At 55.0% G+C, this 24760-nt stretch carries 15 protein-coding genes; 4 read left to right on the forward strand and 11 right to left on the reverse strand.

Features of this window, described 5'->3' with window-relative positions; genetic code table 11:
* Window positions 1-29 precede the first annotated feature (29 nt).
* A complete protein-coding gene (locus VK738_15060; protein ID HTD23975.1) occupies window positions 30-329 on the forward strand; it encodes a hypothetical protein in 300 nt (99 codons plus the stop codon).
* Window positions 330-840: 511 nt separating this feature from the next.
* Here the strand turns inward: VK738_15060 and sthA are convergent.
* The 9 genes from sthA to VK738_15105 all read right to left on the reverse strand — a co-directional run bounded on the left by sthA (window position 841) and on the right by VK738_15105 (window position 12250).
* Complete coding sequence (gene sthA / locus VK738_15065; protein ID HTD23976.1) at window positions 841-2220, reverse strand: Si-specific NAD(P)(+) transhydrogenase; 1380 nt, start codon at window positions 2218-2220, stop codon at window positions 841-843.
* Window positions 2221-2398: 178 nt separating this feature from the next.
* On the reverse strand, window positions 2399-3991 hold the full coding sequence (locus VK738_15070; protein HTD23977.1) for a DHA2 family efflux MFS transporter permease subunit: 1593 nt from the start codon (window positions 3989-3991) through the stop codon (window positions 2399-2401).
* A complete protein-coding gene (locus VK738_15075) occupies window positions 3988-5274 on the reverse strand; it encodes an HlyD family secretion protein (GenBank protein HTD23978.1) in 1287 nt (428 codons plus the stop codon). The genes VK738_15070 and VK738_15075 overlap by 4 nt, the downstream gene beginning before the upstream one ends.
* On the reverse strand, window positions 5274-6791 hold the full coding sequence (locus VK738_15080; GenBank protein ID HTD23979.1) for a TolC family protein: 1518 nt from the start codon (window positions 6789-6791) through the stop codon (window positions 5274-5276). Before VK738_15080 ends, VK738_15075 begins: the two co-directional genes overlap by 1 nt.
* 69 nt (window positions 6792-6860) lie before the next feature.
* Window positions 6861-7466, reverse strand: a complete 606-nt coding sequence (locus VK738_15085) for a hypothetical protein (GenBank protein HTD23980.1) — start codon at window positions 7464-7466, stop codon at window positions 6861-6863.
* A 519-nt stretch (window positions 7467-7985) separates the two neighbouring features.
* On the reverse strand, window positions 7986-10139 hold the full coding sequence (locus VK738_15090) for a sigma 54-interacting transcriptional regulator (protein ID HTD23981.1): 2154 nt from the start codon (window positions 10137-10139) through the stop codon (window positions 7986-7988).
* A 139-nt stretch (window positions 10140-10278) separates the two neighbouring features.
* Window positions 10279-10590 carry a sigma factor-like helix-turn-helix DNA-binding protein gene (locus VK738_15095; protein HTD23982.1) on the reverse strand — a complete coding sequence of 104 codons (312 nt, stop codon included), beginning with the start codon at window positions 10588-10590 and terminating at the stop codon, window positions 10279-10281.
* A 906-nt stretch (window positions 10591-11496) separates the two neighbouring features.
* Complete coding sequence (locus VK738_15100; protein ID HTD23983.1) at window positions 11497-11712, reverse strand: hypothetical protein; 216 nt, start codon at window positions 11710-11712, stop codon at window positions 11497-11499.
* 43 nt (window positions 11713-11755) lie between these two features.
* A complete protein-coding gene (locus VK738_15105) occupies window positions 11756-12250 on the reverse strand; it encodes a Spy/CpxP family protein refolding chaperone (GenBank protein HTD23984.1) in 495 nt (164 codons plus the stop codon).
* Between the two features lie 401 nt (window positions 12251-12651).
* Here VK738_15105 and VK738_15110 point away from each other — a divergent pair, with 401 nt between their 5' ends.
* From VK738_15110 to VK738_15120, 3 genes are all read left to right on the forward strand, one after another.
* A complete protein-coding gene (locus tag VK738_15110) occupies window positions 12652-13125 on the forward strand; it encodes a hypothetical protein (protein HTD23985.1) in 474 nt (157 codons plus the stop codon).
* Between the two features lie 21 nt (window positions 13126-13146).
* On the forward strand, window positions 13147-13866 hold the full coding sequence (locus tag VK738_15115; protein HTD23986.1) for a hypothetical protein: 720 nt from the start codon (window positions 13147-13149) through the stop codon (window positions 13864-13866).
* A 100-nt stretch (window positions 13867-13966) separates the two neighbouring features.
* A complete protein-coding gene (locus VK738_15120) occupies window positions 13967-14152 on the forward strand; it encodes a hypothetical protein (protein HTD23987.1) in 186 nt (61 codons plus the stop codon).
* 61 nt (window positions 14153-14213) lie between these two features.
* Here VK738_15120 and VK738_15125 read toward each other — a convergent pair whose 3' ends face one another.
* Together VK738_15125 and VK738_15130 are read right to left on the reverse strand one after the other, a co-directional pair.
* Window positions 14214-15584 (reverse strand): AsmA-like C-terminal region-containing protein, encoded by a 1371-nt coding sequence (locus VK738_15125; GenBank protein ID HTD23988.1) that lies wholly within the window; start codon window positions 15582-15584, stop codon window positions 14214-14216.
* A 5-nt stretch (window positions 15585-15589) separates the two neighbouring features.
* Window positions 15590-24244, reverse strand: coding sequence for a glucoamylase family protein (locus tag VK738_15130; protein ID HTD23989.1), 8655 nt, complete (start codon window positions 24242-24244; stop codon window positions 15590-15592).
* Window positions 24245-24760: the final 516 nt, after the last annotated feature.

The raw sequence follows: 24760 nt of genomic DNA on the forward strand, positions 1-24760 counted from the left end.
ACCAAACCCGGTGTCAAATTCGCAGTTCTTTGGTTGTTGCTCGCGATGGCAACGTCGTAGAGGCAAAGACACAAATCACCAGGAAGTTTTTTGGCCGGCTGGGTGAGGGAACTGCCGTGGAGATTTACACGCTGCGCGGCGGCAAGATCGAGGCCGCCATCGCGACCTATGGCGCGATCGTGGTTTCTCTCCGAGTGCCCGACTGCAAGGGCAACGTGGATGACGTAGTGCTCGGCTATGATTCGCTCAATCTGTATGTCTCCAACAACCCTTATTTTGGAGCGATTGTGGGGCGTTATGCGAACCGTATTGCCAGACTTATCACGTGAGCCGAGAATCTATTTGATTCCGGAATGTGAAACGTCTGAGGACGCGGCAGATGTATTGAAGGAAATACGCGAAGAGATTTTTATCGAGCAGTTGGTTGGTTGATGTCCGCCCTGTTGGCACGGAGCCAGTGTGGAATAGGTGTGGCGGAACGTGTGCCAACCAATCCGTTTAACGATGCCAATCCGGGTTGCAGTAGGGCGAATGACAACGGCGCAAGATCGGCTGGCCCCAATAGGGTTTCCGGCCGTTGACGTCGGGACTGGCAAAGAACCCAGTCGTCGGGCTTGCGATATGTTGTATGTCGGCGCCAGAGCTGTAGAGCTTGTACCAGACATGGGTCGAGCGGAAATAGGCCGGTGGTCGCAACGCTTCAACGGGTGGCAAAGCTCGGATTTCTAATCGTCCGAGCTTTGCCTGCCATCGCGAGCGTCGTTGGCTCTGGAGACGGAGTTGGCACGTTTCTTCCGTCCATGTTATGTGTGCACGCTCGCAGACCTCCGGAACCGTTTTTCAGAGCTTGTTGAGTCCGTCTAAAGCCGCTACTTTGTAAGCCTCGGCGAGGGTCGGGTAGTTAAAGACCATGTCGCGGAAGTATTCGACCGACCCACCGTAAAAGAGTACGGCCTGCCCGATATGAATAATTTCCGTTGCGCGCTGTCCTAAGGCGTGCACGCCAAGAAGCTTGCGCGTTTGGCGATCGAACAGGAGTTTGAGCATGCCGGTTTCATCGCCGAGCATCATGCTCTTCGCCAGTTCAGAGTAGCGGGCGATCCCTACTTCGTACGGAACTCTGTGAGAAGTGAGCGACTCCTCAGTCTCGCCAACCATGGAGATTTCCGGAATCGTATAGATTCCGTAGGGTAACAGCTCGGGCATGTGCTCGAAAGGAATCCCGAACATATGGCTGGCAGCTAGCCGCCCCTGCTCCATCGATGTGCTGGCGAGCGCTGGAAATCCAATCACGTCGCCTGCCGCATAAATGTGTGGAACTTCGGTTTGGAAGAATTCATTCACTTTCAATCTGCCGCGCGAATCAGCAGTTACCCCGGCAGCTTCGATGTGAAGTTGGTCACCATTCGCCTGCCGACCCACGGCATAGATGAGAGCGTCACCGTGCACTTTTTTGCCACTCTGCAACTCAGCAAAGACCACATCGCGTGTCGCGTCAATGCCAACACGATCCACCTTTTCTCCTAACCGGAAAATGACGCCGAGCCGGCGCAAGTGGTAGGAGAGTGCCTCAATGATTTCCCGGTCTACGAACTCAAGAATTGTTGGCCGTTGATCGATCAATGTGACATCAGCGCCCAATGCCGCCATGAATGAAGCGTATTCGAGACCCACGACACCAGCACCGACAACGATGATTTCCTTCGGAATGTGGCCTAAGCCAGAAAGGTGATCCGTATCGATGACTCGATGATTGTCGAAAGCAATCTCCGGGTTGCGTGCTGGTCGCGTGCCACAGGCGGCAAGCACTCTTTCAGCTTTGACTTCAACCTTTTCATCCTCGCCTTGAACTTCCAGGGTATGCGGATCCAAGAACTGCGCGCTGCCTTCATAAATAACGATGCCGTTGCGCTTCAATTGGTCCCGAATGACCTCGGTTTCTTGCGACACAATGGCGTTGACACGTGAGGCGAGGTCCCGGATAGAAATGTCGTGCTTTCGCTTGCCGTATAGGGCCTTTACGGTGAAACCAGTGAGCTGGAAGATGGCTTCTCGTAGCGTCTTACTGGGAATCGTGCCAGTATGAACGGAAACGCCTCCAATCATGACGCTGCGGTCGATCAGAGCAACGCGCTTGCCTGCCTTCGCCGCCGCGATAGCGCCTTTCTGGCCTGCGGGGCCGCTGCCGATTACAACGAGTTCATAGTCCAATACACTCATCTGTCTTCCCTACATATGTTCGGTGACGATGCGTCAAGGCGGACACCACGTCTCCGAGCCTCCGCATTTCGTTGCCGCAACTACTGCCAGTCAGGGCGTCAGAAACATCGCCGAACGCTCGCTGGATCGTCAGAAGGACTGCTGCGCCAGCTTGATAAACAGAGCTCATAGCGCTTCTTCAGTGAACGACAACATTCCCGCCCTCTCCCGGTTTGTTCTTGGCTAGCAAGAAGCACAATAGAAACATCAGCGCTGAAGTCACCGCGAGCAGCCAATAGATCTCAACGTAAGACAGGGCCTGAGCCTGTGCCATCACCATGCTGTACATTCTGGCAAGGGCCTGTTGCTGGGCCGCGTGGAGGCTCAGACCGACATGTGTCAGACGGCTGGTCAAGCCTGCGACGGCCGCAGCGAAGCGAGGAGACCGCGTGTGCTCGGCAAGAACAGACTGATGGTATTGGCTTCGACGCGCCAGTAACGTAGTTACAGCCGAGGTTCCTACGCTCTGCCCCATGTTGCGCACGAAATTTATCAAACCAGCAGCAGCATTGTTTTTTTCTTTTGGCAGACCGACGTACGCGGCCATTGTGAGCGGCACGAACAGGAATCCAGCCGGCAGGTACTGCCAGATGCGCATCCACGCGGCAGCACGAAAGCTGATGAATAGATCGATGTGTTTGCACATGAAATACATGGCTACAGCGAGCGTGATCCAGCCGAAGGCGAGAAGGTGCCGGACTTGGAAGTACGTGGTGAGGCGCCCGACCAGCGGTAGAAGAAGGACCAGGAGAATAGCCGCCATAGAGATAACCATGCCGGCCTTCTCTGCGGTGTAGCCCATGAGCGTTTGCAGAAACTGAGGAAGAAGCACGGTGGAACTGAACATAACGACGCCAAGTACGAACATCATCACACTGGTGCTGGCAAAATTAAACATTTTGAACAGACGGACATCCACTATGGGTTCCTTGTGCCGCCACTCCCAGATGATGAGGGCAACCAAACCCACGACGGCAACAATGATGAGTGCGGTAATGAACCGCGATCCGAACCAGTCATCTTCTTGTCCTTTGTCCAGCGCAACCTGGAGAGCGCCTATACCGACGGCGAGCAGGCCAAACCCAATGTAGTCGAATTTCCCGACCGTATCTTTCAGACGGGACAAGTAGGGGGGATCTTCGACAAGCTGCGAGACGAGCAGCACAGCCAGAACGCCCACTGGAACGTTGATGTAAAAAATCCAGCGCCAGGAATAATTATCGGTAATCCAGCCTCCCAGCGTGGGACCAATTGCAGGGGCACAGATGGCGGTGACTCCATACAATGCGAAGGCCAACCCGCGTTTCTCTGGGGGAAAACTATCCGCGAGGATTGCCTGCGTCATCGGCTGGAGTCCGCCACCGAAGGCGCCTTGCAGCACCCGGAAAAGAAGGAGCATTCCGAGGCTCGGCGCGATACCGCACAAAAACGAGCTCACTGTAAAAAAGGCGATGCACATCAGAAAAAAGCGCTTACGTCCGAACCACCCAACCAAGAAACCGCTAATAGGAAGCACTATGGCGTTTGACACCAGGTAAGTAGTCAAGACCCACGTGCTCTCGTCATTGCTCGCGCCCAGATTGCCTGCAATGTGCGGAAGAGCGACATTGGCAATGCTGGTGTCGAGTACTTCCATGAAAGAAGCGAGCGAAACCACTACACCAATGATCCACGGATTGATCTGCGGTTTCCATGCTTGCTGTTCAGCGGAGATTGCATTTGCGGTGCTCATCGGACTCTCACTTCCGGCTCCACGGACAGCCCCGGCTTCAGCAATTCTTCGGAATTGAAGTCTTGTCCTTCCGGGCGGTCGAAATCCAGGCGAACCGGCACTCGTTGTACGACCTTCACATAGTTGCCAGTTGCGTTTTCAGGAGGCAGCAGACTGAAAATCGCACCAGTGCCCCCGCCCAAGTTGGTCACATGGCCTTTCCACGTGCGTCCATATGCATCCACCTTGATCTCGACGGGTTGACCAGGGCGCATATGGGCAAGCTGCGTCTCTTTAAAATTGGCGGTTACCCAGATGTCGTCCAGGGGAACGACATCCACCAGTTCCTGTCCGACACTCACGTTCTGGCCCACTTCAACGCTTCTCTTGCCGACAATTCCCGTTACGGGAGAGAGAATCACCGTGTAGTTGAGGTTAAGCTGTGTTTGCGCAAGTTGGGCCCTGCGTTGCAGCACCTGGGCATCGGCTGCCTCCGCCTTAGCGCGGGTGAGTGAAATCTGCTGGGGCGCAGTTTCGGCAGTCCGCACGTCGTTTTTTGCCTGCACAAGTTTCCCTTGAGCCTGCTGTACGGACTGTTCGGCGGCAAGCACGCCGGCCTGCGCCGAGACGACTGCTGCGCGATTTGCTGTTGCCGTGGCAACCGCCTGGTCATATTGCTGGCGAGAGATGTCTTCTTTCGCAACGAGCTTTGTATAACGTTCGAGGTCTGCATCGCTCTTTGTGGCGTTAGCCTCGGCCTGCGCCAACGCTGCTTTGGCGGATTCGTAGTTTTGCTCGGCTGCTTTTAGTCCAGCTTCTGCGTTGAACACGGCGGTTTTCGCCGAATTCAGATTGCTCTGAACTGTTACGGACGTAATCGGCACGTTCCAGTGGGAACTCGCGGATGTGGCTAGCGCGTCCGCCAGATTTGCTTGTGCCTGGTCCGCCGCTATCTGGTAGTCCTCGGGATCGATGGTCACCAATACGTCGCCGGCATGAACAAGTTGTCCTTCAATAACGTGCACCTCTTTGATATGCCCGCTAATTCGGGCACTCAGCGGCATAACATGACCGTCCACCTGCGCATCATCGGTGTCTTCGTAGCGGAACGCATTCCACGCGAAATAGCAGGATGCAATGACGACCACTATGGCAGCCGAGATCATGAGAACTCGTTTGCGGTGAGTTGCTAGGTGTTTGCCGGGCTCTTTCTTCGACTGGGAACCGGGCGCTTCGCTATCCACAACAGTGATTGGTTGCTTTTCATCAGCGGCGATGGTTTGAGTGCCGTTGTCGTTCGGCATTACTTTCCTCCTAGATATTGTTCGTAGCTCGTGCGTGCTACTCCCAGAGCGCGAGCCAACGAGAGCTTGGCGAAGTTGTGGTTGTAGAGGCTGGTTATGTATTGATCGTTGGCGCTGGCGAGAGCCTGCTCGGCCTGCACTACTTCCACGCTATCGGTCACTCCGGAAGTGAAGCGGTCTTTCGACCGAGCGAGGCTCTCATTGGCGAGTTCAACATTTTGCTTTGCTACCGCCACTTGTTCTTTGGCCGCATTGAGGTTGAGAAATGCGGTCCGCACGTCAAAGTCGACCTGACCGCGGATGTTCTCCGCTTCTGCCTTTCGCTTCTGCAGTTCAGCTTCCGCTTGCGTAATGTCGCCTTTGATCCGTCCACCGGTGAAGACCGGGACACTGATCCCCGCCTGGAAACTGAATTCCCCGTGGGAGTGACCGAATGTCCGTCCGAGATCGCCGTAGTCGCCATTTGCGGCCACAACGGGATAGCGCTCACCTTTCGCAGCCGAAACGTTCTGAGTAGCTGCTTTTTCAGTATCGAGGGCTGCGCGGAAGTCGTTGCGAGACCTGTATGCCATCTTCAGGGCATCGTCCAGGGCGAGCGGACTAATCTCGGAATAGGGAAGTTCGTCTACAAGCTCAAACTCTTGTCCGAGCGGCAGTCCAATGGCACGGCTCAAGTAGAGTTTTGCTACAGCGAAGTTGTTGCGTGTAACGCTGAGGTTGTATTCCTCTGTGTGCAATTGAACTTCGGTTCGCGTAACGTCAATTCGTGGAGCTGTACCGGCCTCCACGTCATCGCGAGCCTGGTCGTTAAGGGCTCTCGCATTCTGTACCTGGAACTCTTGTGCCTGGATGCGCGAGCTTGCTTCGATTACCTGTAGATAGGCATTGCCGACAGTCAGGGTTACCGCATCGAGAATGTCCTGATAACTGAGCTGTGCGGCTTGTTCGGCTGTGCGAGCTGCACGAAAGCGCTGGATCGATTCGAAGCTGAAGAGCGTTTGACTCACACTTGCGTCGACGGAGCTGTAGCTGAAAGGCCCGACCACAGTCGGTATGCCCGGTACCTTTAATCCGATAGTGGTAAGGTTTACTTGCTCGACATGCTCTGAAGCTCCCGCGCTGACTTGTGGTAGGAGATGGCTAAGCGCAATCAGTCTTTGGCCGCGTGCGATGCGTGCATTCTCTCCGCTCTCGATCGATCCCAGGTTATAGCGTAGAGCACGATTGATAGCGTCGTGCAAAGTTAAGCGCAAGACATCGTCGGTTACCGGGCCGCTTGGAACACTTGCTATCAATCCAGTCGTTTGCCCCGGGGCGGAACCTTGAGTGGCTGCATAACTGGCTGCGGCACCCATCCCGGTATTGTTTTGACCCACAGCCATCGCGCAACACATGATCGTCGCAAAAGCTAATACTGCGAGCCGCAAAAGCACTCGATCCACAAGGCATCGAACGGTCTGCATCGTTTTCATCTTTTCTGATTGCATCGTCGTGTTCATTCCTTCTCGAATTTTCATGAATGCGCCTGACACGCAACCGTCTTGTCGTGTCAGGCGCATCAGTTAGGTGATCGGCCCAGGCGACGCCTATCGTCGCGCGTTTGCTGCGGCTTTCGTTCCGCGGATGAATGACCGTCCACTGCCAGGGCCAGTTGGTCCAGCCGCCACGTCGCCGAAAACTTCATCGGACGAAGCGGCGTAAATGGGTTTGGCAAGCTGCTCAAGAGCCCTGCTCTGAGCGTTCCGAATCTCTTGAGGCGAGCAGCCAAGAAACACGGCACATTCGTGCTCGGAGTATTTCTCCAGAACAGAGAGTACGAAGACGAACCGCTCGAAATCTCCGAGCGCCAGCACGCTTTCGAGCGCGAAATGCCCATCATGAATGCTGGGGAGCTTGCTCGTGGCGGGAATGGATGAGCCGACAACTTCCGGATGCGGCTGTAGTATGCGAACCGCATTTTCGACGATGGCGCGCCTGGCCCAAAAATGCACCCACTCCTTGAATACGTTGTTCGCGGTGACAGAGTCTTCGAGACCGGCAACAAAGCATTGCTCTGCTTTTTCGTCATTGCCTGTCAGGAGGAAGGAGAGCTGGCAAAGTCCATGCAGGTTCGCAGTAAACGCCCTCTTAACGTGCTCATGGCTGGCATATTGGGCTGTCTGCCGAGTCCGATTTTTGCGAGAGCAGTTCATCTCTTTGTCTCTTGACCATCCCTGCGAATCCTGCGGGCAAGTTCCCTCAATATGTGTTTTGAAAAGACGTCACAGCCTTGGAACTTGACACCGTCCTTCATTAACTGAAGCAGTACCTGTTCTCCGGTCTGGTTGATCGCGATTAAGTTCTTGACCACAACGATGAGCTCACGGCCGTCGAGGTCTGCTCTGGCCTTTTCGCACGCGGGCCTAAGCTCAGCGGTCCAGGGAGCAACGAGCTTGCCTTCCAAAACCAACCGCCGCTGAGTCCGGCTTTCGACAATGGAGATCCTCATCATCCCTGCCCTTTCCCTTTACGAATGCAGTAAACGCACGGCACATGCCAAACCTGTAAAACCGTAAGCTATTGATTTTTCAGGAGGAGATTAAGTAGCAGTGGGGTCGACAGTTGAAGGGTGTCGAAGTCAGCTTCGACAATTGAGGGGCTCAAACGAAGCACAAAAGGGGGCGCAATTTTACTGAGCCTATTTTCTAAAGCAGCGGGAACATCGGGCCGGGTCAAACATACTTCCTGGGATCTATGCCCAGCTTTTTCATACGGGAAAGGAGGGTTGTACGATTGATGCCCATGCGGGTGGCAGCTCCGTCAGCCCCGCCTACACGCCCTTTGGCTTCGGTAAGTGCGCGCACAATCTCTTCACGTTGTTTTTGGGCATGCTCGTCAACAACATTTTTCTTCGCATTCAGGGATTCGAGCGTCTCTCGCACAATCTGTGCGATGTCTTCTTTGCCTGGCTGGGCAGCTGCTTGTGTCGCTGGTTCGTCCACCCCCGCCTTGCGCAGCTCCGCGAGCGGCGCGTCGAGCGCCTTGCCGCGTGTCAGAATCACGGCGCGCTCAATGAAATTCTCGAGTTCACGGATGTTCCCCGGCCACTCCCATGTCGTCAGTCCCTTCATGACAGACGCGGGAATTGCTTCAATATTCTTTTGCATCTGCTTGGCAAACTTTCGAACGAAATAACTCACCAGCACAGCAATATCTTCCTTACGGTCGCGCAGCGGCGGAATGCGGATCGGAAATACGTTCAACCGATAGTACAGATCGCTGCGAAACTCACGGGCCGCAATCATTCTTTCTAGATCCCGATTGGTGGCCGCTACGAGCCGAACGTTCACCTTTCGGGTATGCGTGCTGCCCAGCCTTTCAAATTCCCGCTCCTGCAGGGCGCGGAGCAGTTTCGGCTGGATCTCAAGGGGAATGTCGCCCACTTCGTCCAAAAATAACGTTCCTTGATCAGCGAGTTCCAACCGTCCGATCTTCTGGCTGATGGCCCCCGTGAACGCCCCCTTCTCGTGCCCAAACAGCTCGCTCTCAAGCAGCCCTGTAGGGATTGCGGCGCAGTTCAGCTTCACAAAAGTGCGGTCCTTGCGGCCGCTATGGTCATGAATAGCACGCGCAATGAGCTCCTTTCCCGTTCCGGTCTCGCCGAGGAGTAAGACCGTGGAGTTGCTGGTCGCAACCGTATTGACCAGTTCCAGCACATGTTTTAATGCTGCGCTTTCGCCAATGATCTGCTCAAAACCCATCTCGCTGCGAATTTCCTCTTCCAGGTAGAGCTTCTCCTGGGCGAACTTGTCTTTCAATGCGGAAATCTCCCGATACGCCAACGCATTTTCAATGGCAATGGCTATCTGGCCGGCGGCCTGGTTAAGAAATTCGACATCTTCCTGTGTAAAGGGATCCTGTGTTATGCGCGAGATCGACAAGACTCCCAGAGCTCGACCGCGGTTTGCAAGCGGAATAAGACAGCTAGTCTTAAGGCCTTCAGCGACAGCTATTGGGTGTCTCTCCCTGCTGAAGTCATGTTCATCGGCCGCGTTGTCGATCACAGGTTGCAACGTATCAAAAGCCTGTCTTACAGCGTGGCTTGGCGAGATGAGAAGGTCTTCCTTGACAAGTCCCTTGCCGTGCGGGAAATCGAGCGCATACACCCGAACTTTGTCTGATTCCTGATCGGGCAGCGAAATCACTACCGCGTCACACTGCATGACCTCGCGAATGTTGGCGGCAGTCGCACGCAGCACATCACGCAGCTCCAGGTTCGAAGTGATTCGCCTCGACAAATTCAGGAGCAACTGGAGCCGATGATTTTGACGTTGTAGTTCTGCCTGTGCTCTCTGTGCCCGTCTAAGATTAAGACAGTCATCGATGGCGAACGCGACCACGCGGGCAATAAGTCGCAGGAAGCTGATGTCTTCCCCGGTGTATGAGGTCACTCTGTCACAAGTGATCCCAAACGTACCCAGCCGACGATGCGGCGTCGTCAGCGGTACGCAAATTGCCGAGCCCTGCGTGATGCCTATATTCGTCGCCCACTCCTTAAGTTGGGAAAAGCGTTGCTCGATATTCCAGTCGGGAATGTAGAGCAGGTTCTGACTCTCGAACGTTTCCCCGGTTGGCAGCTCTTCGATGGGCAGGCTGGGCATAGGCAATGGGCCTTTGCCCCATGCCAACGATTCTATTTCCTTAGAGTGCTCCTTCAATACCACGAGGTACAGGTGATCGAAGTTCAGGAACTCACTCAGACCCTCAGCAAGAGTGTTTGCCAACTCTTCCGGATCACGACACGCAGATAGGGTCTCGCTGATGCGCAGCACTGCTTCGTAGTGCTGCGGGCTGGTTCCCGCCGGGATGTACGTATCTGTGCTCATATCTTATATGGAGAGCTGGCCCAGATTCCGCCGCCAGTATATCCCAGCTAGAGATGATGTTTCAGCGTGTCCTGGGTCGCCGCTTTTTACTTCTTTCAAGGCCTGCGGGACGTCTCTCTCATCCGCGGCCGCGTGCCTCCTAAGCGAACGCAGGCTCATCTAAATGGACCTCGGGTGCAAATTGCGCTGAGGCCAACTGGAGATACGCCCTGCGCAAGTGCGCACGAAACTCCGTCTCGGTCATCTCCAGCAGCAAAGCCGATTCTTCGATCTTGTAGCCAAGCACATGATGCAAAAGGAAAGCATTTCGGGAGACTGAATCAAGCGAAAGAATTGGGTTGCTGCTCATGTCCCCGTCCTCGTCCAAGGCGAGCAACCATGCGGAATACGTGAGGCACTCGAGTTCGGCCTCGACGCTCGTCATTGTGGGTTGGACTGATACTTGAGTCATAGTCACTGTCCTCCTGTTCCACATTCATAAGCACACGAAGTGCCAGATTCCATCCGAGCCCAGACGACGATCTTTCGTGCGATTTCTTTCTGTTTCGACTCTGGTCCGAAGTATCGAATTGCTTACGTATATTCAACTTAGACGCGGATCGTACCCGGGCATTTTCGAGCCCTCCCTCTGAACGTCTTTGGCGAAATCTGCCCTTCTTATCAGGAAGGGCAGCCGGCGATGTCGGCGGCGGTTTCGACACTTTCGGCTTTTCAACACTGCTCGCCCCGGTAGCTGCCCTTCCGGCCGCCTGTATCTCCACGCACTTACCAACAGCCTCAATTTGGCATCGGAGTTGCCTTTGTGTGAGGTGGGAACACGATCGACAAGAGTGCCGAACCTGAGACGACGAGCATTTTTGCTTGCGCGCTCGCCGCCGAATATCAGTTCTCACTGAGGGATGAGTTTGTGGGCAAAGAAGAAAACAGATGCGAGCTGTGCAAGAAGGCGCCCCGCCGGAAGCCAGAATCGCTTTTGTGCAATGACTGCGCAGAGGCCGTTGGTCGCGTCATGTCTTGCGAAAGTTATGAAGCAAATTATTGTCGAGACCGTCAGGTACAACTCACACAAGTGCGACTGCTGGTGAACGCAGCGAAGGCCTGAAGTTCACGTTTCTTCATTTATCTCGAGCGAATCGCTAGAGCATGTTTCATAAATATGTTTGTGTCAGGGCACGGATTTATCCGTGCCGCAAGAGGTCAATAAAGTCACGGGCTTTAGCCTCTGAGGCGATTTCTCCCGGGACAAAAGGAAAGAACGCGGCAACCGAGCAATGCCAGCAGCGTGAATCATCGTATTTAAAAAAAAACATAACAGCCTGCAGTGAGCGTTCGATGATAGGGGCAAGACCTGAATACCTCATAAATATTCTTGCAGCGTCAACCAGATAATTAAGCCACAAACGGTATACAGGCCTCCAACCAATGACCAGCAAACCAATACAAGGGCCTTCTCATTCCCCTGACTTTCGTCATAACTGAAGATCAGGAACGCCTGCTCATTGTCAGTCATCCCGATACTTATGCCTCTTAGCCTTGTCAGTTCAGAGACATCGGCTTGTGGTTCTTTGATCATATTGGCTCCAGTGGTTCGGATTCCAGGAAAACGGCAAAAATGATTATCGTCCTACGAACCATTGCTGAATCACGTCTGCAATGTGTTGTCCGATGTCGTCAAGTCTTTCGCGTTGTGCATCTGTGAGAATTTTGTAAATATCCCGCTGCAGGCGCAAATTAGCGTCAACTAATCGTTCCAGGATGTGTGATTGCTCAACATCAAGTCGCCGAATATGACGATTGATATTGGTGGACTGCTTTGTATGGGTGGCAGTCGTCAGCGCTTCTCGATTGTGCGAAAGCTGTTGGAGCAGCGGCTGTGTTTGTCGCTGCTCCTCTGCAATACGGGCTTCGATGGTAGCTATTTGTACGGGTGTCAGCTCAAGGTATTTGGCGAGTGACTCCGGAATCTTCGGAGAAGAGCCGGGCGGTGCCACAACGAGCGTATCTTCTGATCCTTGGTCACTACGATTAGGATTCGAATCGTCTGCCTGCGCCAAGGCAAGGGTCGTCATTGTGACGACGACTAGCATTGGAATTAACCACGGGATTTTCATGTTGGCCGCTCCTTGCTGTTTAAGAGAGCCATCAGAATCGTTCCTTTCCAGCCTGTCTCAAACGATCGGATGCCTTCCGTCTAGCAGTGAATGCAAATGAGCAGCCAAAAGGCAAAAGGAAAACACGTGTTTCTAATCGCCTGAAAATAGGCAAGTATTTGCAACAAAGTGTTGGTGGGAGCGGTTGCAGCGCTGTCTGTTGGGCCTGATCTGTTGAAGCTGCCATCCGACAGTTCCAACAGTCATCATGCATACGCCCCACTATCCGGGCCTTCCCCGATTTAGTTTCATCGAGTTTGGCAAGAAATGGGATTTGGCATTGCACTTGCCCTGTATTGGGTGGGGTTTGCCAGAAACGCGAGCTACTTCGAAAACCCCACTGAAAACTTGAGGAGGATAACATGATCCAATCGTTTCGTTCTTGGCCGCTTCGTAGTGCGCGGGCATCATCGTTTCTGATGCTCGCTCTGGCGCTGTCGTTTTCCGAGCGGGTCTTCGCCCAAAGATATGTGGCAGCCCATGTCGCTATTCCTTTTGCTTTCGATGTACGGGGAGAAGCGTTTGCGGCTGGGGACTACGTCGTAGATTTTCCGGCTCCGTCTTTTATTTTCATCCGCAGCAAAGATGGCAGGCATTTCACAGAGGTGCCGACGGTTCCCTATGGTGAGCCGGTGAAGAAAGCGGACGCAAGGCTTGTCTTTGTGAAACGGAACGGAAAATATGTCTTGCATGCACTCTACGGCGTCCTGGGCAAACGCATAGTGACTCCTGAGCTGGCAGAGCAGTCTGTCACTGACAAGGATATAAAAGAGGTTCCGCTCAACCTTGAACCGAGCAGCTCGGCTGAATCGATTCGAGTCCCGCAAGCTCCGTAGAGAGATCAAGACGGGAGTGTAATGAAAGTTCCCGAGTACACAACGATGCTTCTACAGTTCGGAGGATGGATTTCGATGAACAGTGAATCTAAAGCGTGGTGGTTGGCTTTTGCACTGATCCTCTATTTTTCACGAAGTGCTCTGGCGCAAGAGAACGTGCAGAACGAGACGTTCGTCATCAATGGCGATCGGGGAGAAGCAAAGATTCTGCAGCTAGAGGGTCACAAGTACATTGACGTTGAGGATCTTGCGCGCATCACGAACGGATCGCTAAGTTTTCAAGAGAATCGGCTGATTTTGACATTGCCCGTATCCAGCGATAGCTCTGCTGCAGAGCCAAGATTTTCACGACATTTCATGCGCGCGGGCATCGAAGCGACAACCTCGATGAGAGAGTGGGCAAGCACACTCGCGCTCTTGATTCGGAACGGATATCCGGTGGGGAACGAGATACTTTCCTACCGCGAGAGAGCGCGTGACCGCCTCATCCTAGCCGCTGCAGAAGTTTCAACTCCGTCAGACCGAAGCGGCCTGCAATTGCTCTCGAACGAGTTCCAGAACTTAAGTACTTGGAACAACGATCTTGTTAATGCCCAGAATTCCGCGTCTGCCGGGGAGTACGTGATGAGCGATGACGCGCTCAACAAGGATTCTATGTTTCAGAAGATCTCGCAATGCGGCGAATTTCTGGGTCCGATGCTGGCTAGTGGCAACCTCGAAGACAATCCAGCGTGTCATTAGTGTCGATGGGACTATCCGCAAAGTAGCCGAGAAACCAGTTCGACCACTCTATCTCTCAACTGCCGCTGCTCCTGTTTGGCACCGCGTTACGGGTGATTGTATGCTCGAGGGCAGCAGGCGCCATCTCCGGGCGCACGCTTACATCACGCTGCGCCTGGCGGATACTCTCGACTTCATTGACCAGAGCACGCGCATAGAACTCTTGGGATGGAGCTTTTTCACTGATCCGCTCAATAATTTCACCACGGCGGTCAACGACTTGGCCTTCCCGAATCCGTCGCCGTGACACCAGTAACCTTCAATGGATATATAACGGACTTCAGGAATTCAGACACTACCATCTTCCCTCAGCGATGGTTCCGTGCATCGTCTACGTCTTTATCACCCTTCCCTTTAGAAAATACCGGGTTCTCGATCGTTCCGCTGATGCGAAAGGGGAACTCCAACTTACCGTCTTTTAATGTGGCACCACCGAACAGCCGGGCGAAGGTGTTGGTGAAGAAGCCCTCTTTGGTGGTGATCTCCGCCAAGCCCTGATAGTTCAGCGTGTCCGAGCCTGACAGGCTTACACTGCCCGAGCCGTCAACATCGACTCCATATCCGTCAATATCGATAACGCGGCTCGAAATCCTCTGATTGTCCAGCTCCAGATCAGTTGAGATCAAGGAAAATGAAGAAGGCTCGTTTTTGGCCGGCCCGAGATCGTTGAAGTGCGCCAGCTTCATCAAATTCGCGTTGAGCGCAAGACCCGGCACCTCGCCGTTGCGCACCGTCACGCGTCCAGTTCCGTGGATTCCCGCCAGCGGACGGAGCGTGTGCTCGATTTCTCCCGCTAGCTTTAGGTCTCCTTCCATCTGCCCGGTCATCTTTCCGCCGGCATGGGGGAAGGCTGCAAGAAGAAGACGGGTCAAATTCATTCCACTCAATCTCGCATCGCTCTTAAAGGCTGCGTTCTTTCCCGACAAGTCAAAGGAGAGGTCACCTGTGGCACTTCCTCCATAGACCTCCGCTTTGATATCCGTGAAAACAACGCGCCTGGCCTGCAAGCGCAATTTAGAATCCAGATTTTGTGCCTCGACCGAGCCGAAACGCAGAAGGGCCGCCTTCAGGCTGCCCTGAACAACAACGGTAGAGACCGCACTAATGAAGGCGTTGAAATCCACCTGGGCCAGCGTGGCTGCCACGTTGTGGGCCTCAAGAACAACAGGTCCAGGCTTGTCGGATGGGTCAATAAGACTCGAAGCAAACAACTGGCCTCCGGTAATCTCTACTCGGGAAATTACTCCAAGCCCGAAGATCGGAGCCTGTTTCCGAGAAGCTTTAGAAGGCGGATTTTCAAAGTTCCATAGGCCGTCAGGGTCTGAGATCACATTGATGATTGGATCGTGCAACACCACTGACTTGATTACAATCTGCCGGTGCAGCAGTGCCGCGGCATCGATCGCGGCGTCCACTCTAGACGCCTTAAGAAAATAGCCGGAAGGAAAAGGCTTGGGGTTTCTACAGCCAAAGTTGTCAAGGCGGATTGACAGAGGAAACCAATTTATTCCGAGATGCCCAAGCTCGATCTGCTTCCCAGTTTTTCCCTCCAGGTACGAAATAACCTCTGGCCGGTAGCGATCTGGGTTGGCCATAACGGATAGGAGCAAGGCCGCCGGAATAATCGCAGCGGCAACAATCACGGTCACGACGATAATGGTCTTCCGGCGGATGGTCATAAATATCAACCTGATACGGATCTTTGCGGGGCGCTCAAGGGTGTGACAAGTGTTTCTGCAGACACAAAGGTCAGCACGACAAAGTGCTCCTGAAGGTCGTTAACAAGCGGAACCGTCTTGTCACCCAAGGAGACACCATCCATCGTTACATTCATCTCGCCATCATGATCAGGTGATTGCAAGACGGTAATGTGATAGACGGTTTCTCTAAAGCGGTAGTGCACCTTAAATTCAGTCCAATCCGGCGGGAAAACCGGCGCAAAGTGGAGCTTGTCAACCTCCAGCCGCAGGCCTAATAAGGATTCGACGATAAGCCGGTACATCCAGCCGGCGGAACCTGTGTACCACGTCCATCCACCACGACCGGTGTGCGGCGCGACTGCATAGGCATCAGCCGCCATCACATATGGCTCCACCTTGTAGGTTGCGACGGCCTCGGCGGAGCGCGAATGATTTACCGGATTAATCATGTCGAACAATTCCCACGCGCGTGCACTATCACCCATGGCGGCGAATGCCATGGCTGCCCAGATGGCTGCGTGGGTGTATTGCCCCCCGTTTTCTCTTACCCCGGGGACGTATCCTCTTATATAGCCGGGATCCATGTTGGATTTGTCGAAGGGAGGCGCCAGTAACTTGATCAGGCCATGTTTTCGATCCACAAGCCGATTGTCGAGAGCATCCATGGCCTCGCGCGAACGCTCTGCACCGCCTACGCCCGACAATACCGACCAGCTTTGCACGATTGAATCAATCTGACATTCGGGATTGTCAGCAGACCCGAGCGGTGAGCCGTCGTCGAAGTAGGCGCGGCGGTACCATTCCCCGTCCCAGCCATTCTCCTCCAGGCTCTCGCGCAGTTGTGCGGCCTGGGAGTAGCAATGTTCGGAGAAGATCGAGTCACCACGACCGCGGGCCAGTTCAGCGAAGCGCGTCAATACCTCGTGCAAGAAAAACCCCAACCAAACGCTTTCCCCCTTGCCACGTTCGCCCACCAGGTTCATGCCGTCATTCCAATCACCGGAGCCGATCAGAGGGAGACCGTGTTCGCCCCGGGTGAAGCTGGCCATGATCGACTGAACACAGTGATCGTATAAAGTACAGGTCATTTCCGATCGTCGCGGTAAATCGTAATAAGAGTCTTCTTCCAGCTTTACCGGGCGACCTTCAAGAAATGCGACAGCTTCATCCAGCACTCCGGTATCACCGGTGCTAACAACGTAGCGGCAAACCGCCAAGGGCAGCCACAAATAGTCATCGGAACAATGGCTGCGTACTCCACGGCCGGAAGGCGGATGCCACCAGTGCTGGACATCTCCTTCACGGAACTGGCGAGAGGCGCAGAGCAGAAGCTGTTTGCGAATCAATGCAGGTTCGGCGTGCACGAGCGCCATCACATCCTGTAGCTGGTCACGGAAACCGAAAGCGCCGCCTGACTGGTAGTAGCCGCTGCGGGCCCAGAGACGGCACGCCAGCGTCTGGTACAGAAGCCACCCATTTACCATCACGTTGATTGACGGGTCAGGTGTGTCTACATTCACAGTGCCGAGAGTATGCGCCCAGTAGTGCCATACGGATTCCAGCGCGGCGTGGGCCGCCTCCGTTCCACGGTAACGTTGCACGAGATTGCTGGCATCCACGGCATCGCTCCCCACGCCGAGGATAAATACAATCTCACGCTCCTGGCCGTCAAACAGTTCGAACTGAAGACGGATCGCCGAACATGGATCCAGACCGGCGCCGAGCTTTCCGGATAAGCGCGGCTTATACATGCCGGCTGGATTCGAAAGTACACCGTTGCGGCCCAGAAACTCTCTTCGGTCTCCCGTGACGGTTCGTGCCGTCTGGTTTGCATCAAAGAAAGCGACCCTGCCGGGAAACTCTGAGTTGTAAGCATTGCGTGCGAACAGCGCTCCCGTCGCGGGATCAGTCTCAGTCATCACGTGCAAGGTTGATTTGGGACGCGTGTCTCCCAGCACCCATTCCACGTAGCCGGTGGCAGAGAGCCGGCGGGTGTGACCAGACTCATTGCGCACTTTGAGCACCGAGAACTTGACGGCAGCATCCTTCGCCACATACACCTGCAACTCTGAGCTGATGCCCTCTTCGGTGTGCTCGAAGACGCTATAGCCGAATCCGTGCCGCGTAACATAAGGCCCCGTGCCGCGAGCAGGCAGAGGTGACGGTGACCAGAAACTACCGCTCTCCTCATCGCGAAGGAAAAATGCTTCGCCGCTTGCATCGGTCACAGGATCGTTGTGCCAGGGAGTCAGCCGGAATTCGTGGGCATTCTCACTCCACGTGTACGATGAGCCGCTCTCAGAGATGACAGTGCCAAATTCGGAATTTGCTATCACATTCACCCAAGGTGCAGGCGTCACATGGTCCTGCGCAATCGTGATGACGTATTCCCTGCCATCGTGAGTGAATCCGCCCAGTCCGTTGAAGTGAATCAGGTCGCGGGGCGGCACCTCGTGCTGTTGGATGTGCTCGTCGCGGCTGGCCCTTCTCATCTGTATACGCGGGAGGTCGGCTTCCACAGCCTGGCGGGTGTTGATCTGGGCATTCAGCGCGCCACGAGCATCGCTGATAATGGCCCGGGCAACGGCTTGAAACAGGAGGCGATCTTCATTGGATATCTGCTCCGCGACTCTGACAAAGATCTCGCCTGCCCGTTCCGCCGGGTTGGCTTGAACGCCTGCCGCAACCAGATTCATGATCTGTTCCTGTAACAGTTGCCGGTACCCGGCATGATCTTCATTCCAGATCACCAAATCAACTGCGAGCCCTTTCAGCCGCCAGTAGGCGTGAGCTTGCACAAGCTGACGCACCAGCTCGATGTTGGCTGCGTCCCCAATCTGCAGCAACACAATCGGCAGATCGCCGGAAACCGCGTAGCCCCACAAGCCAGACTGACTACGGCGGTTATTGCTCAGCACAGAAGCTTCAGCACGCAGCGACGAGTTGGCGTAGAGGATGGAACTGGCAAGCCGTCCAAAACTCTGCGCGTCAGCCTCCGTGACATTGAGTTGGCGCAAGAGTACCTGGCCGTGGGTCCATGCAAGATCAAAGACGCGGTCCGCCAGATGGCGCTCCTGATATTTGTCAACCAACTGCAGACAGCGGTCGCGAGTCTCGCCGACGCCAGAAACCAGGTTCGCGGTGGCAGATTGCCCCGGGTCGAGACTGATCTGATAGCGGATTGCAACAATGGGATCGAGCACCGAGCCCTGGCTGCCTGACAGCAGCGCAGAACCATTCATCGCCACCGGATTCGCAACCGTTCTTCCCCGACCAATGAATCGCATGCGGTCGGTTTCGTAGGATACCGTCCCAACATCGGCGCCATGCACGACCACCAGATGGAACATCCAGGGCGCCTGTTCATCAAGAGACCGGGCGCGCCGCGTGCAAAGAATCGCATGGCGCGGCTCCAGTATCTCGGTTTGTACGAAGAGGTTGCTGAAGGCGGGATGGAGCACGTCCGCAGCAGGCGGAGCAAGAACAACTTCTGCGTAACTGGTGATCTCAATAACCCTGCGTTTGCGGGAACGGTTGGTGAGCGTGACTCGCCGCAGCTCAACGTCATCCTCTGGCGAAACCGCGATCTCGGTGTGGGCCTCCAGCTCTCCTTCGCGGCAGCGAAACTCTACCTTCGCTTCGGAGAAGATGGCCTCGTAGTGCTCCAACCGTTTGACGGTTGGCTGATGCGCGGACGACCAGAACCTTCCTGTGGCGACGTCACGGATGTAGCAAAAGGTCCCCCACTGATCACAGGTGGTGTCTTCGCGCCATCTGGTGACTGCGACATCTTTCCATCGGCTGTAACCTCCGCCCGCGTTGCTGACCATCACGTGGTATTTGCTGTTCGAGAGTAACTGCACCTCCGGAACTGGTGTGTTGGCGGTATGAAAGACACGTACTGGAGTTTCCAGCCCGTCCGCATTGTTGCGGGACTCGGGAAGCTCGTCGGGCGCTGAATAAAGCCTTGTTGCTTTGGGAACCTTCTCTTGCAGTAGCAACGTGGTCGCCTGGAATATCGGGACTGATTCAAATCGGCGTTGCATTGGCCGATCCAGCAGAACATGAGCGAGGGCCAGCAAGCTCATGCCCTGGTGATGGGCCATGTGCGAGCGGACGATTACGTTCGATTGGCCACGAGGCACCCGCGACGGAGTGTAGTCAATGGCTTCATAGAAGCCGTATTTGCCTTCGACGCCAGCAGCCGCGAGCCTCTGCAGGTTCGCACAGGCCTGCTCGGGCGCAACCATGAGTGCCAAACTCGAGGCATAGGATGCGATGACCAGGTCCTCGGCTAACCCACGCCTTAGGCCAAGACCAGGCGTCCCAAAGGCCCGATACTGGTAATTCATGTGCACATCAACCGTGTTGTAGCCGGATTCGGATATCCCCCAGGGCACGTTTCGCATCTTGCCGTACTCGATCTGCCTCGCCACCGCTGCCAGGCAACTTTCATCGAGCAACGTATTTTGGTAGGTCGGCATGACAAGCAGCGGCATGAGGTACTCAAACATCGAACCATCCCATGAGAGCAGAGCCGGTCCTGCCGCCGAACTTGTAAGCTGGCGGCCCAGAGAAAACCAGTTCTCTTGTGGGACTTGGCCCTGCGCGATCGCCACAAAACTGCATAGCCTCGCTTCTGACGCCAGCAGGTCGTAGTAGCTCGAATCCCGGCGATGTTCGCTGATGTTGTATCCAATCGTCATCAGATGACGCTCCTCGTCGTAAAGGAAGTCGTATTCGATACGGGCAAAATCCTTGCACTCCACCGCGAGCCGCTCAATCTCGGCAATCCGCTCCTTCGCGCGATGACTCGCTTCGCTGATAAACCGTTTCAACTCATTCAACCACTGGCCCGGCATCGCTTCCCCCTGTTGCTGCGGGTCACCAGACAGCGACTCTAAATCCCATACTGCCAGTTCACGCAGAGTGGGGATTTTGTCCAATTGAAATGTACTTAGTTCGTCCGGTGGACGCGCGGCCACCATCCAAGGAGCGAGGAAGGTCAAGTCTTCAAGCGCAGCCTGGCACTGGCTGGTGAGAGCATCTCCCCACCAGTTCGCCTGGCCTTCCTGCCTGCTGTCGACGCTTTCAGCAATTCGCGTAGTTTTTGTGGCAAGCTGCTCAAGACACAACCGTGCAGCCGACAAAGTAGCTGGTGGAGAAATGCACAACACCTCCAACTCCTTCCGCAGATCTTCTGCTTCACGCAGCGTGAGCTTTGCCAGTTCACTATTTTGTGAGGGGCCATCATTGACCACATCCTGAAAAACTCTGAGAGTATCGAGAATGCCGTGGAACAAGCGGGGAGCAAGAATCTTTTGATCCACGAGCGCGCTAAGGCCAGGCTCTAAGGTCAGCACGTGGGCAGCCAGATTGCCGCTATCCACGGTGGATACATAGAGCGGCGAGAGTGGTTTCAATGTCAGTGTGTCATACCAGTTATAAAAGTGTCCGCGATGCCGGTCGAGCGACCGCATGATCCGGAATGCGAGGCCCGTGCGCTGAAGCAACTGTGCCGCCGAAAGATACCCAAAGTCATAAGCGGAAAGATTGGCGAGCAACGCCAGTCCCATGTTGGTTGGAGAGGTCCGGTGAGCAATGGTGGGAACCATGCTCTCCTGATAATTATCTGGAGGAAGCCAGTGATCTTCTGCACCGACGAACTTCTCAAAGAATGACCAGGTTTTGCGCGAAAGTTTCTGGAGAAAGATTGTCTGCTCGAGGGAGAGATCTACCGGGTCACGCGTGAGTGGCAGGCTGATCCACCAGGCGACGGCCGGCGAGGCAACCCAGATCAGCAACACCGGAAGGGCTATGCCCAGAGCAGTCGGCCGCATCCTGGCGAGAGATATTAGGCCAACTACGGCGAAAACAGGTGCAGGCCACATCGTACGGAAAGATCCGCCCAAACCAGAGGCAAGACCAGAACGGCTCTTGTGCTTCTGCTCGCTTGAAGCATCCCACTCCAACAGCCGGCGACGCGAAAAAAGCATGCGCCAGATTGCCCGAAGAATCGCGTCAAGGTTGAAGAAGGCTTCGTATGGCAGGCAGGCAAACGCAAACAGCCCTTGGGCAAAGTGCCGGCTGAATCCGCGCATCACTTCAGGCAAGTGCTGCCTCGGCGCGACATCTTCTGACTTCTGGAACAGATCGAGGAGAGAGCTGAAAAAGATGGGAACAAAGATTGTCCCGACGATCGCCATGGTCCACGCCCAGGCCGGGGATAATCGCAGCCAGCTCAACAGCAACAGGAAAACCAGTGCCGCCGGTACAAGACTGCGGCGAAGATTATCAGCGATTTTCCATCGAGAGAGAACAGACAGAGGATTTTTCAGTGCTCTACGCTCCGGACCGGGCACTCGCGGCAGAATCCAGCGGGCGATCTGCCAGTCACCGCGAATCCAGCGATGACGCCGGGCGACGTCCGCGTCATAGCGTGCCGGATAATCCTCGTAGAGCTGCACGTCGCTCAGCAGACCCGATCGCGCATAGCATCCTTCTATGAGGTCGTGGCTTAGAATGCGATTTTCAGGAAAACGCCCATCCAGTGACTGCTCGAAGATATCTACGTCATAGATTCCCTTGCCGACGAAAGAACCCTCGCCAAAAACATCCTGGTAAAGATCGGATACCGCGCGTGTGTACGGGTCAATGCCCGGTTCACCGCCCCAGAGCCGCGCATAGCGGGAATGATTTGTGGCGGGAAGACTCACCGCAACCCGCGGCTGCAGAATGCCGTAGCCCTCGGTAATGCGCTGCTTTGCGCTGTCGTAAACCGGCCGGTTAAGCGGGTGCGCCATGGCTCCCACGAACTGCCAAACCGAGTCGCGAGGCAACTGCGTGTCAGTGTCAAGGGTAATGACGTATCGAACGCTTCGCAGGACTGCCGTCTTCCCGACAATACGTGAAAAGTAATCACCCGGCCGGCCGCGCAGAAATGAGTTCAACTCCGCAAGTTTGCCGCGTTTGCGCTCGTAGCCCATCCACATTCGCTCTTCCGGATTCCAGCGGCGTGGCCGATGAAAAAGGAAGAAAGTATCGGTTTCCTCGTGGTTGTACTTCTTGTTCAAGGCTGCGATCCCGGCCTGGGCAAGATCCACGAGCGGCCCGTCTTCCGGCATGTTCTCCTGCTCCGCATCGCGACAATCCGACAAGAGGCAGAAATGCACATTGTGATCGCGGTTGGCAAGAAACCGAACCTCCAGGGCTTCGACCAGTTCGGCGACGCTCTCCGCCGTGGTGAGCATGGTTGGAACCACAACCAGAGTGCGCAACTCAGGCGGGATTCCCCGGGAAAAGTCCATCCTCGGCAGCAGGTCCGGTATCGTCAGATTGGTCAGCGCCCAATTGAGTAGCGTGACAACGAACTGGCTGACAACGATCACGGCGAAGATGGTCATCATCGCGAGAGTCCAAGTTCGCAGGCCATCGGTAGAGGCTTTTATGGCCAAGGTTCTGGTGACAAGGGCGGTCGCACCTAGGATCAAACCTAAATACAGCAGCACTGAACGGCGTCGGCCAATCGTCCGCAATGATCGTGAGATAGATTCGCGCATCGCCACCGAGCGTTCGAGAGTCTCGCGACCATCCCCGATCAAATAAAACCCGACATGACTGGCCCGGCCTCCTTTTTTATTCCAACTGTCATGCGCCAGTCGAACTGCTTTGCCGGCTACCTCGCCTTCGGATAAGCTGCTGCTCCTGGCTATCTTTTCGACGACATGCCGGTAGCGGTCGCGAGTGGCAAAATTCATTTTGCCGTACACGCCTTCGGGATCTTCGCGCAGGGTGCGCTCAACGACGCTCATCGTCTCGACAAAGTGGCGCCAGTCGGTCGCATCCAGAAACCTCAGACTGGCGATGCTGTTGCTGATGGAAACCTGGTCGGAAGCCTGCTGCTGGTTCTCAGACCGCACCAATTGCTCAATCGTTGACCCGGATTCTGAGAGCCTCTGTTCAATCCATGTGAGCGGCAAGGCTAGTGCCGGTCCCTGTCCCTGCAGGCGGCGCGCCAATTCGGAGATAAACGAACTGACCATCGGAGGGTTCGACCGCGCCATGTCTGCGATCACCAGGATTAGGTTCTTTGGGTCTTTTTCCGCAGCCTCGGTCATCTTATCTGCCCAGGTGTCGGCGAGGTTGCGATCGAGCCTGTCAGCGGCAATCACCGCAGCGACGCGTCTGAGATTCTCAATCAGCGCGAGCCGCAACATGATAGGAATGGCCCATAACTCTCCCAGATTCAGGTCCGTGACCGTCTGGTAAGCCTCCATGAAACCACTGAGGCTTTCCAGATCTACCCGGGCATCGCCGTGCGAAATCGTTTCCAGAGCAAGATCATAGACACGTGGCAAACCTGCTGATGGGCCCCTGAGCAAGCGCGGGAGTGCCTGACTGTAGCCTTTTGGCAGGTGTCTCTTGGCAGTACGGATTTGTTCTTCGATCAGGTAGAAGTTGTCGAGCAACCATTCGCCGGCTGGCGCAATACGCCGGTTTGCTTTTACCGCAATGGTTAGCAGATGACAGGCTTCATTCAGTATCTTTTCGTTTTCTGCCAATCTGGCCAGGAGCTTGTCTGGCGCTCGTCCGTGCGCGACCGCGTGAGAGGCGGCCAGGCTTTTGCCATGTTGCTTCATTTGCTCTCTGCTGAACAACTCCGAACGTAGAAGTGCTTCTGCCTCTTCAGGCCTCGTCGGTCCAAGGCTTTTGCGCAGGAGCGTCCCAATTTGAAGCAGGGTAGCGTGCCTATGCCGGCTAATCAACGAGTCATCTCTTTCTCAAAAACATACTTTTGCAATGCAGGATCGGAATTCTTGAGCGTGCGTCGTGCGAAAACCAGGAGCGGAGAGCCGTGAGAATGCTGTAGGGCCTACTTCGTCATAGCAGTAATGGCGGTGCCGCGGCTGAGGCGTATTGAACCAGCCGATGCCGATTCGCTATTTTCAAGAAATGCAACAACCATGCAAATACAGCCTTGGACTCTGCTTTTCGCGATGTCTAGCTTGCTGGCGATCTCGCCATCGCTTAAGCCCTGCCCTGCTAGGCGATCAATAGGCAGCAGCACGCCCCTTGTTCCCAAAGCACACGCATAGGATTCACTTCCTGATAATTATGATCGTCAGCAGGGCAGCTAATCTGGTCAAAATGGCTCA

The organism is Terriglobales bacterium, assembly GCA_035487355.1.
GTDB lineage: Bacteria > Acidobacteriota > Terriglobia > Terriglobales > Acidobacteriaceae > QIAW01.

Bases quoted from the DNA above. Each gene is read 5' to 3' on its own strand.
- sthA (HTD23976.1), bottom strand. From the start codon at position 2,220: ATGAGTGTATTGGACTATGAACTCGTTGTAATCGGCAGCGGCCCCGCA.
- VK738_15070 (HTD23977.1), bottom strand. From the start codon at position 3,991: ATGAGCACCGCAAATGCAATCTCCGCTGAACAGCAAGCATGGAAACCG.
- VK738_15075 (HTD23978.1), bottom strand. From the start codon at position 5,274: ATGCCGAACGACAACGGCACTCAAACCATCGCCGCTGATGAAAAGCAA.
- VK738_15080 (HTD23979.1), bottom strand. From the start codon at position 6,791: ATGAAAATTCGAGAAGGAATGAACACGACGATGCAATCAGAAAAGATG.
- VK738_15085 (HTD23980.1), bottom strand. From the start codon at position 7,466: ATGAACTGCTCTCGCAAAAATCGGACTCGGCAGACAGCCCAATATGCC.
- VK738_15090 (HTD23981.1), bottom strand. From the start codon at position 10,139: ATGAGCACAGATACGTACATCCCGGCGGGAACCAGCCCGCAGCACTAC.
- VK738_15095 (HTD23982.1), bottom strand. From the start codon at position 10,590: ATGACTCAAGTATCAGTCCAACCCACAATGACGAGCGTCGAGGCCGAA.
- VK738_15100 (HTD23983.1), bottom strand. From the start codon at position 11,712: ATGATCAAAGAACCACAAGCCGATGTCTCTGAACTGACAAGGCTAAGA.
- VK738_15105 (HTD23984.1), bottom strand. From the start codon at position 12,250: ATGAAAATCCCGTGGTTAATTCCAATGCTAGTCGTCGTCACAATGACG.
- VK738_15110 (HTD23985.1), top strand. From the start codon at position 12,652: ATGATCCAATCGTTTCGTTCTTGGCCGCTTCGTAGTGCGCGGGCATCA.
- VK738_15115 (HTD23986.1), top strand. From the start codon at position 13,147: ATGAAAGTTCCCGAGTACACAACGATGCTTCTACAGTTCGGAGGATGG.
- VK738_15120 (HTD23987.1), top strand. From the start codon at position 13,967: ATGCTCGAGGGCAGCAGGCGCCATCTCCGGGCGCACGCTTACATCACG.
- VK738_15125 (HTD23988.1), bottom strand. From the start codon at position 15,584: ATGACCATCCGCCGGAAGACCATTATCGTCGTGACCGTGATTGTTGCC.
- VK738_15130 (HTD23989.1), bottom strand. From the start codon at position 24,244: ATGAAGCAACATGGCAAAAGCCTGGCCGCCTCTCACGCGGTCGCGCAC.